The 6696-nt window shown below is 66.6% G+C and carries 7 protein-coding genes and 1 pseudogene; 7 read left to right on the top strand and 1 reads right to left on the bottom strand.

The window, feature by feature from the left end; genetic code table 11:
* The 7 genes and pseudogenes from E3T46_RS18290 to E3T46_RS05370 all read left to right on the top strand — a co-directional run.
* Positions 1-300: pseudogene (locus tag E3T46_RS18290) on the top strand (hypothetical protein); the annotation flags it as partial.
* 158 nt (positions 301-458) lie between these two features.
* The gene (locus E3T46_RS05395; protein ID WP_134577748.1) at positions 459-842 is read left to right on the top strand and encodes a PadR family transcriptional regulator; all 384 of its coding nucleotides are present in this window, start codon (positions 459-461) and stop codon (positions 840-842) included.
* Positions 839-1138 carry a hypothetical protein gene (locus tag E3T46_RS05390; protein ID WP_134577747.1) on the top strand — a complete coding sequence of 100 codons (300 nt, stop codon included), beginning with the start codon at positions 839-841 and terminating at the stop codon, positions 1136-1138. The genes E3T46_RS05395 and E3T46_RS05390 overlap by 4 nt, the downstream gene beginning before the upstream one ends.
* 30 nt (positions 1139-1168) lie before the next feature.
* Positions 1169-1372 carry a hypothetical protein gene (locus E3T46_RS05385; protein WP_134577746.1) on the top strand — a complete coding sequence of 68 codons (204 nt, stop codon included), beginning with the start codon at positions 1169-1171 and terminating at the stop codon, positions 1370-1372.
* 23 nt (positions 1373-1395) lie between these two features.
* On the top strand, positions 1396-1749 hold the full coding sequence (locus tag E3T46_RS05380) for a zinc ribbon domain-containing protein YjdM (RefSeq protein ID WP_134577745.1): 354 nt from the start codon (positions 1396-1398) through the stop codon (positions 1747-1749).
* Between the two features lie 11 nt (positions 1750-1760).
* The gene (locus E3T46_RS05375) at positions 1761-2336 is read left to right on the top strand and encodes an FHA domain-containing protein (RefSeq protein ID WP_241980476.1); all 576 of its coding nucleotides are present in this window, start codon (positions 1761-1763) and stop codon (positions 2334-2336) included.
* Positions 2337-2444: 108 nt separating this feature from the next.
* Entirely contained in the window at positions 2445-5411 is a 2967-nt protein-coding gene (locus E3T46_RS05370) for an FtsK/SpoIIIE domain-containing protein (protein ID WP_134577744.1), read from the top strand.
* On the opposite strand, the gene ald is transcribed toward E3T46_RS05370, so the two are convergent.
* Complete coding sequence (ald, locus tag E3T46_RS05365; RefSeq protein WP_134577743.1) at positions 5408-6523, bottom strand: alanine dehydrogenase; 1116 nt, start codon at positions 6521-6523, stop codon at positions 5408-5410. The two genes, E3T46_RS05370 and ald, sit on opposite strands and share 4 nt — an antisense overlap.
* Between the last annotated feature and the right edge of the window lie 173 nt (positions 6524-6696).

Below are 6696 nucleotides of genomic sequence, written 5' to 3'. Positions count from 1 at the left end.
CACCACAACCTCAAACACTTCAGCGATTGGAAAGCCGTCGCCAACCCCGACGGCACCGTCCACTGGACCAGCCCCGCCGGCAAACACTACGCCACCGACCCCGCCACCCGCATCAACCCACCGCGACAACAACAGGCATCACGACAGGCATCACGACAGGCATCACGACAGGCATCACGACAGGCATCACGACAGGCATCAGCGCCACCCGAACCACCAGCCCCACCACCGCCCGACCCCTGGAACACCCCCTCGAACACCGACTGGAACACCGACGACACCGACCCGCCACCGTTCTGACCACTGAGCGGCGTGACTGACCGTGCTTCGCGGCGGCCTCGGCCTCGGTCTCGGTCTCAACCTCATGCAAGTCCACAAACACATCCGTCCTGCACATGTACATTGTTGGCGTGCACCGCTATTAGGTATTGCCTACTACCAGTCCTAGGGTAGTAGTCATGACGCACACACCGAACACGCCGGCCTTGCCGCAAGACGCGCAGTCCTTGCGCGGGGTGCTGCCCATGCTCATCCTGAGCCAACTGCGTCTGGCTGAGTCGTACGGCTATGAACTCGTGGTGCGGCTGCAGAACATTGGGCTCAGCGACCTCTCGACCGGCACGGTCTACCCGGTGTTGTCGCGGCTCGAGCAGGACGGCTCGCTCACCAGTCGCCTAGCGGCGTCCACGGCTGGCCCGGCCCGCAAGTACTACTCACTCAGCCCGGCCGGGGATGCAACTCTCGAGCTGGCGACGGCACGATGGCATGCCCTCATCGCCATCGTGCAGACCGGCCTGACTGCCGCCCCCGCAGAAGAACCACTCCGAGAGGATCAGAAATGATCACCCAAACCACCGAGACCCGATCCACGTTCGGAGTCTGGCGTCGCCGGGAATCCTACCTGTTCCGGCTCGACCTCTGGCTCGAAGAACGCGTGTCCTTGCGCGAACGCCGATCGATTCTGCGGGATATTCGCGACAATATCGAAGCGGATGCCCCAGCCCGCGGCATCGACACCGCGCTCGACTCGCTCGGCTCACCCCGCGCCCTGGCCCGAAGCTTCGCCGAAGACGGCCGCGGCAACCGGCCATCCTGGAACCGGGCAATCTACTGGTTCACCGGCCTGCTGATGCTCTAGTGGACCCTAGCCTCCGTTTACACGGCCGGCATGCTGTCGGCCCTGATCTCCAGCGGAGCGGAGTCGGCCGAGTCCTACTTCCTCGGGTTGCCGGTATCGGCTTTCAACCGTGAGTCCGGAATCGGCATCGGCTGGGAAGCTTCCTCTGCCGTTGCCTACATTCCGCTGATGGTCATGGTCGTTGCCGCCATCATCGCCGGGCGGCTGTGGCGGGTGCGGATCGGTCGCCGATAGTCGGCCCAGGGCAGTCGCGTATTATGAAACGAGTGAATGAGACCCTGCCCCCGTGCCCTGACTGCTCCAGCGATCTGACCTACGAGATGGGCGCCCTGCTGGTTTGCCCGCTCTGCGGCCACGAATGGTCGAACGAACCGGTTGAAGAAGAGCAGGAAACCGTCGTCAAGGACGCCTTCGGCACCATCCTGACCGACGGCGACACCGTGTCGATCATCAAGGACCTCAAGGTCAAGGGTCAGGCCCTATCGATCAAGGTCGGCACCAAGGTGCGCAACATTCGCTTGGTCGACCCGGTCGACGGCCACGACATCGACTGCAAGGTCGACGGTTTCGGTTTCATGCAGCTCAAGTCCAGCATGGTCAAGAAGGTTTAAGTGAGCCGGTCGTGACGTGTCAGATTTGCGGTGCCTGGCTGCCGGTTGGTGCCATGTTCTGCGGCGAGTGCGGTAGCAGCCGATCGGCCACCGTGGAATCCCGCAAGCGCCCGGATCCGCGCCCGAACGACACGACCATCATCGCGCGCCTCCCGCACAAGGCCGCGATCATCTCCGTTCCGATTCCCGCACTCGTGCCCGTGCCGGTGCGCGCGGCCGCCGTGACGAACGTTCCCCCCGCAGCATCGACGCTGCCGAGCAGCGCGACCTTCGTTTTGACCTTCAGCACCGGTCAAAAAGTGTCCGTGCAGGGGTCGGGCCTAATCGGGCGCAAGCCCCTGCCGCAACCCGACGAGATCTTTGACGACCTCATTCGGGTAGCGGATGCTGACCGCTCGGTCTCCAAGACTCACCTCGAGTTCGGCCAGCACGACGGCGAATTCTGGGTCAGCGACCGGGTCTCCGGCAATGGCACCGTCATTCGCCGGCCCGGCGAAACGGCCGAGCCGCTCGAACCGGGACGACGCTACGTGCTGCCGCGCGGCACGCGAGTCGAGATCGCCGACCACTCATTCACCGTCGCCTGAACCGTTAGCCGCGGCGGGTCACTCCTCCACCGGTGACCCGGACGCAGATTACGCACGGATGGCTCTCGCACTGCCGACGCGGAGCTGATCCTCTGCTCTGATGGTCCTGTGTCGACCGTTGACGAGAACCTCAGCCTGCCGCCAGCGTCGACCGCGCCGCCACCGGCCGGATTTCCGCTTCTCGCCACAGTGGCGCCACTGGCTGCCGCCGGCCTGATTTGGTCGATCACCGGGTCAGCGTTCGCGCTGATCTTCGCCGTACTCAGCCCGCTCATCGCGGTCGCCAGCATGGTCGACGCGCGGCGCGCCGGGCGCAAACGCTGCCGGACCGAAACCGCCGCACAGGCGGAGGCCGTCACGGTGCTTCGGCTGGCGATCACCGAACGCCAGGCCCGCTGGCGGGAGTCTGCCTGGCAGCAGACTCCCTCGGCCAGGGACATCGTGCTCGGCCGTGCCGCTGCCGCGCGCTGGAGGCAAACGGATGCCACGCTCGTCACTCTGGGCTGTGGCCCGGCCCCGAGTGGCATACGGCTGGGCGGGGCGACCTCCCCGAATGACCATCGAGAACTTCGGGACTGGGCCGCGACCATCAAAGACGCTCCGATCGTCGTCGACCTGATGCACGGACTCGGCATCGTCGGTGCTGCGCCCCTTCCCGAAGCCCTGGCTCGGGCGGTGCTCGTACAACTGTGCTTTGCGCTGCCGCCGACCGACGTCGGTCTGGATCTGGACCCCGGCCCCGGGTGGGAATGGGCAGCCGCGTTTCCACACGACGACGTGTCACCAGCGGCTCGGCGCATCGTGCTGCATCAGGCGACGGCGGGAACGCCGACCCGCACCGCGCGCGATTTCGGCCAGGGGCGACTGTTGGTCGCCGTCGCGACCCGGCTCGACGATCTGCCGCCGGGGTGCGGAACCGTCGTGCGGGTGATCGGTCCCGGCCGAGCGCAGCTGATCCGATCGCCGAATCGGGCGCCGGCCATCGATTTCTTCCCGGAATTGCTGACCCGGGCCGCGGCCGCCGACTTTGCGTTGGCGCTCGCCCGGCAGGCAAGAGATGCCGGCCTCGTCACTTCGGCCGGGGCGATCCCGGTCGGCGTTACCCTGACCGACCTGCTCGCCGTAACCGCCGCCGCCGACCCGGCCTCGGTCACCCCGACCAGCCTGGGGTGCGTGATCGGAGTCGGACCCGCAGGGCCGGTACACATCGATCTGGTGCGAGCCGGACCGCACGCCATCGTGGGCGGCACGACCGGCAGCGGCAAGAGTGAGCTCCTGACGACCTGGGTGACGTCCCTGGCCGCAGCCCATTCAGCCGGCCAGGTGAATTTCTTACTCGTTGATTTCAAGGGCGGTGCCGCGTTTGCACCCCTCGGCAGGCTTCCGCACTGCGTCGGGCTCATCACCGACCTCGATTCCCAGACGGCTGCCCGCGCCCTGGCCAGTCTGGGGGCCGAACTGCGCTTTCGAGAGCGGATGCTCAGCACGGCTGGCGCGCGGGATCTGACCGAACTCGAGCATCCGCTGCCCCGGCTGGTCATCGTTGTCGATGAATTCGCGACCATGCTGGGGGCCTTTCCGGAGCTGCACGCCCTGTTCGTCGACATCGCTGCGCGCGGGCGGTCGCTCGGAGTGCACCTGATTCTGTGCACTCAACGACCGGCCGGGGTGGTGCGTGATGCCCTGATGGCCAACTGCAGTCTGCGTCTGTCTCTGCGGGTCAACAACCGGGCTGACAGCCAGGCCCTGGTCGGAACGGATGCTGCGGCCACCCTGGATCCGAATCAACCCGGCCGGTGCGTGATCGCCACCGATACCGTCGAGCCCGTGCTCTGCCAGGTCGCCTCCACCGGAGAAAGCGACATTCTGGAGATTGCGGCGCGTTTCTCTGGCGGCACCGCACCGCGGCGTCCGTGGCTGGATGCGCTTCCGACGCTGGTGACCGAGGGCGATCTGCGCCGGATCGCCGGCGAGGGTGCTCCGGCTCCCGGCTACCCCCTCGGTCTGCTGGACGAACCCGACAGTCAGCGGTACCGGGTGTTCGCCTACGCTCCCGAGCTCGATGGCCACCTGCTCGTCGTGGGCGGGTCCGGCTCGGGCAAGTCCACGCTGCTGTGCCACCTCGCTCGGGTGGCTGAATGTCCGGGCGATGCCCCGGTTGCCGTGGAACGAGTGAGCGCTGATGTCGAGGTGACCTGGGACGCACTGGAACGGGTGAGCGCGCGCATAGAAAGCGGGCAGCAGACCGCCGCGCTGCCGCGACTGTTGCTGCTCGACGACTTCGATTCGGTCTTGGCGCGCTGGCAGCCGGATCATCGACTTGCCGCCGCCGATCTGCTCACCGGGTTGCTGCGCGACGGCCCTGCCGCCGGCGTGCACCTCGTCGTCGCCGTGCAGCGGCTGACCAGCACGGTTCCCGGACTCGCCTCACTCTGCCCGAGCACACTGCTGCTCAAGCTCCCCAGCGTGCAGGATCACCTCGCCGCGGGTGGATTGTCGGCCAACTACCACGCCACCCTGCCGGCCGGCGGGGGAGTCTGGCACAACACCCGCGTGCAACTGCTGGCGCCGTTGCCGTTGCCGTTGCCGTTGCAGCTCACCCCGCTCACCCGGTCGACCGCACAGCTGCCCGAACACGGCCCACTGCTCGTCGTATCGTCATCTCCGGCGCGCACCGCCGCGCGACTGCGCGCTGTGCTGGGGGTGCCGGTGGTGGAGCTGGCGGGAACGACCGCGCCGGCAGCATCCGCTCTGATCAGCGTCGAAACCGGTCAAACGGATGCCCCCGGCCGGCTGGTCGTCGTCGGTGACGCCGAAACGTGGCAGGCGCACTGGACCCTGCTGACCCGGCTGCGTGGCCAGACTGCCGGCGGCCGGGCCAGCATCGTCTTCGATCGGTGCGGCCTGTCGGATTTTCGGATGGTCAGCCACAGCCGTCAGTTGCCGCCGCCGCTGGCTCCCGGGCGCGGACGAGTGTGGGTCCTGCACCCCGACGGCGACCTGACCCGGGCGATCCTGCCGGAACCGGACGGCGGCCAGGCGAGCGGCCAGGCGAGCGGCCAAGTGAGCAGCTAGAGGAGCACCTCGGCGAGCGGCCGGTGTGTCATTCCGTGGGCGAGCGCGACCGGGGCGCTGATCAGGCGGCTGCCGAACACGTTGAGTCCCTGCGCCAGCGCGGCATCGGCGCGGAGCGCGTTCAGCCAGCCGAGCGTCGCGAGGGCCCGCACATACGGCAGCGTCGCATTCGTCAGGGCATAGGTCGAGGTGTGCGGCACAGCGCCGGGCATATTGGCGACACAGTAGAACAGGGATCGGTGCACGGTGAAGGTGGGGTCGGCGTGCGTGGTCGGATGGCTGTCGGCAAAGCAGCCGCCCTGGTCAACGGCGATGTCCACGAGCACGCTGCCCGATTTCATGCGTGACACCAGCTCGTTGCTGACCAGCTTGGGTGCCTTCGCGCCGGGAATGAGCACCGAACCGATCACCATATCGGCCTCCATGACAGCTTTGTCGATCTCGAAGCTGTTCGAGGCGATGGTCTTGACCCGGCCGAAGTGCAGGGCGTCGATCTCACGCAGCCGAAACAGATTCGTATCGAGCACGGTCACCTCCGCGCCGAGGCCGAGCGACACCTGCATCGCAGCGGTACCGGCGACACCGCCGCCCAGCACGGCGATCTTGGCCGGATGCGTGCCGGGAACGCCAGGAACCAGCAGGCCGGGGCCACCGTTCGGTTTGAGCATGGCATTGGCACCCACAATCGGTGCGAGTCGACCGGCGACCTCGCTCATGGGCGCGAGCAGCGGAAGCGCGCGGGAGGGTAACTGCACAGTTTCGTAGGCGATCGCGGTGACCTGACTCGCGAGCAGGGCCCGCGTCAGGTCGAGTTCGGCGGCGAGGTGCAGGTAGGTGAACAGCACCAGATCGGCCCGAAAATAGCCGTATTCGCTCGCTACCGGTTCTTTCACCTTGAGCAGGAGGTCGGCGGCCGCCCAGACGCTCGCGGCGTCCGGCAGAATCGTCGCACCGGCCGAGCGATACTGCTCATCGTGGATCGAGGACCCCACCCCGGCACCGGCCTGAACCATCACTTCGTGACCGTGCGACACCAAGTCGTGCACCCCTGCCGGGGTGATCGCGACCCGAAATTCATTATTCTTGATCTCGGTGGGAACTGCGATTCTCATGGTGTTCCTCTCTCGCTCCTGACCACCACCCTAGTCTCGGTGAACCGACGATTTCGCGGGCGAGTGTTGCAAGTATGTGCTGATTTCGTGACAAATTGGTTCCAAAATCAATGTTTTGAACACTTTTAGGTGTAATTACCGCCGATATGTGCAACTATCGACCAACTCGCAAC

Source organism: Cryobacterium sp. Hh11, assembly GCF_004404045.1.
Classification (GTDB): domain Bacteria; phylum Actinomycetota; class Actinomycetes; order Actinomycetales; family Microbacteriaceae; genus Cryobacterium; species Cryobacterium levicorallinum.
This window is presented reverse-complemented; position numbering and strand designations above follow the sequence as displayed.

Excerpts from the sequence above, each read along its gene's own strand:
- E3T46_RS05395 (WP_134577748.1), top strand. The coding sequence starts at position 459 with ATGACGCACACACCGAACACGCCGGCCTTGCCGCAAGACGCGCAGTCC.
- E3T46_RS05390 (WP_134577747.1), top strand. The coding sequence starts at position 839 with ATGATCACCCAAACCACCGAGACCCGATCCACGTTCGGAGTCTGGCGT.
- E3T46_RS05385 (WP_134577746.1), top strand. The coding sequence starts at position 1,169 with ATGCTGTCGGCCCTGATCTCCAGCGGAGCGGAGTCGGCCGAGTCCTAC.
- E3T46_RS05380 (WP_134577745.1), top strand. The coding sequence starts at position 1,396 with ATGAAACGAGTGAATGAGACCCTGCCCCCGTGCCCTGACTGCTCCAGC.
- ald (WP_134577743.1), bottom strand. The coding sequence starts at position 6,523 with ATGAGAATCGCAGTTCCCACCGAGATCAAGAATAATGAATTTCGGGTC.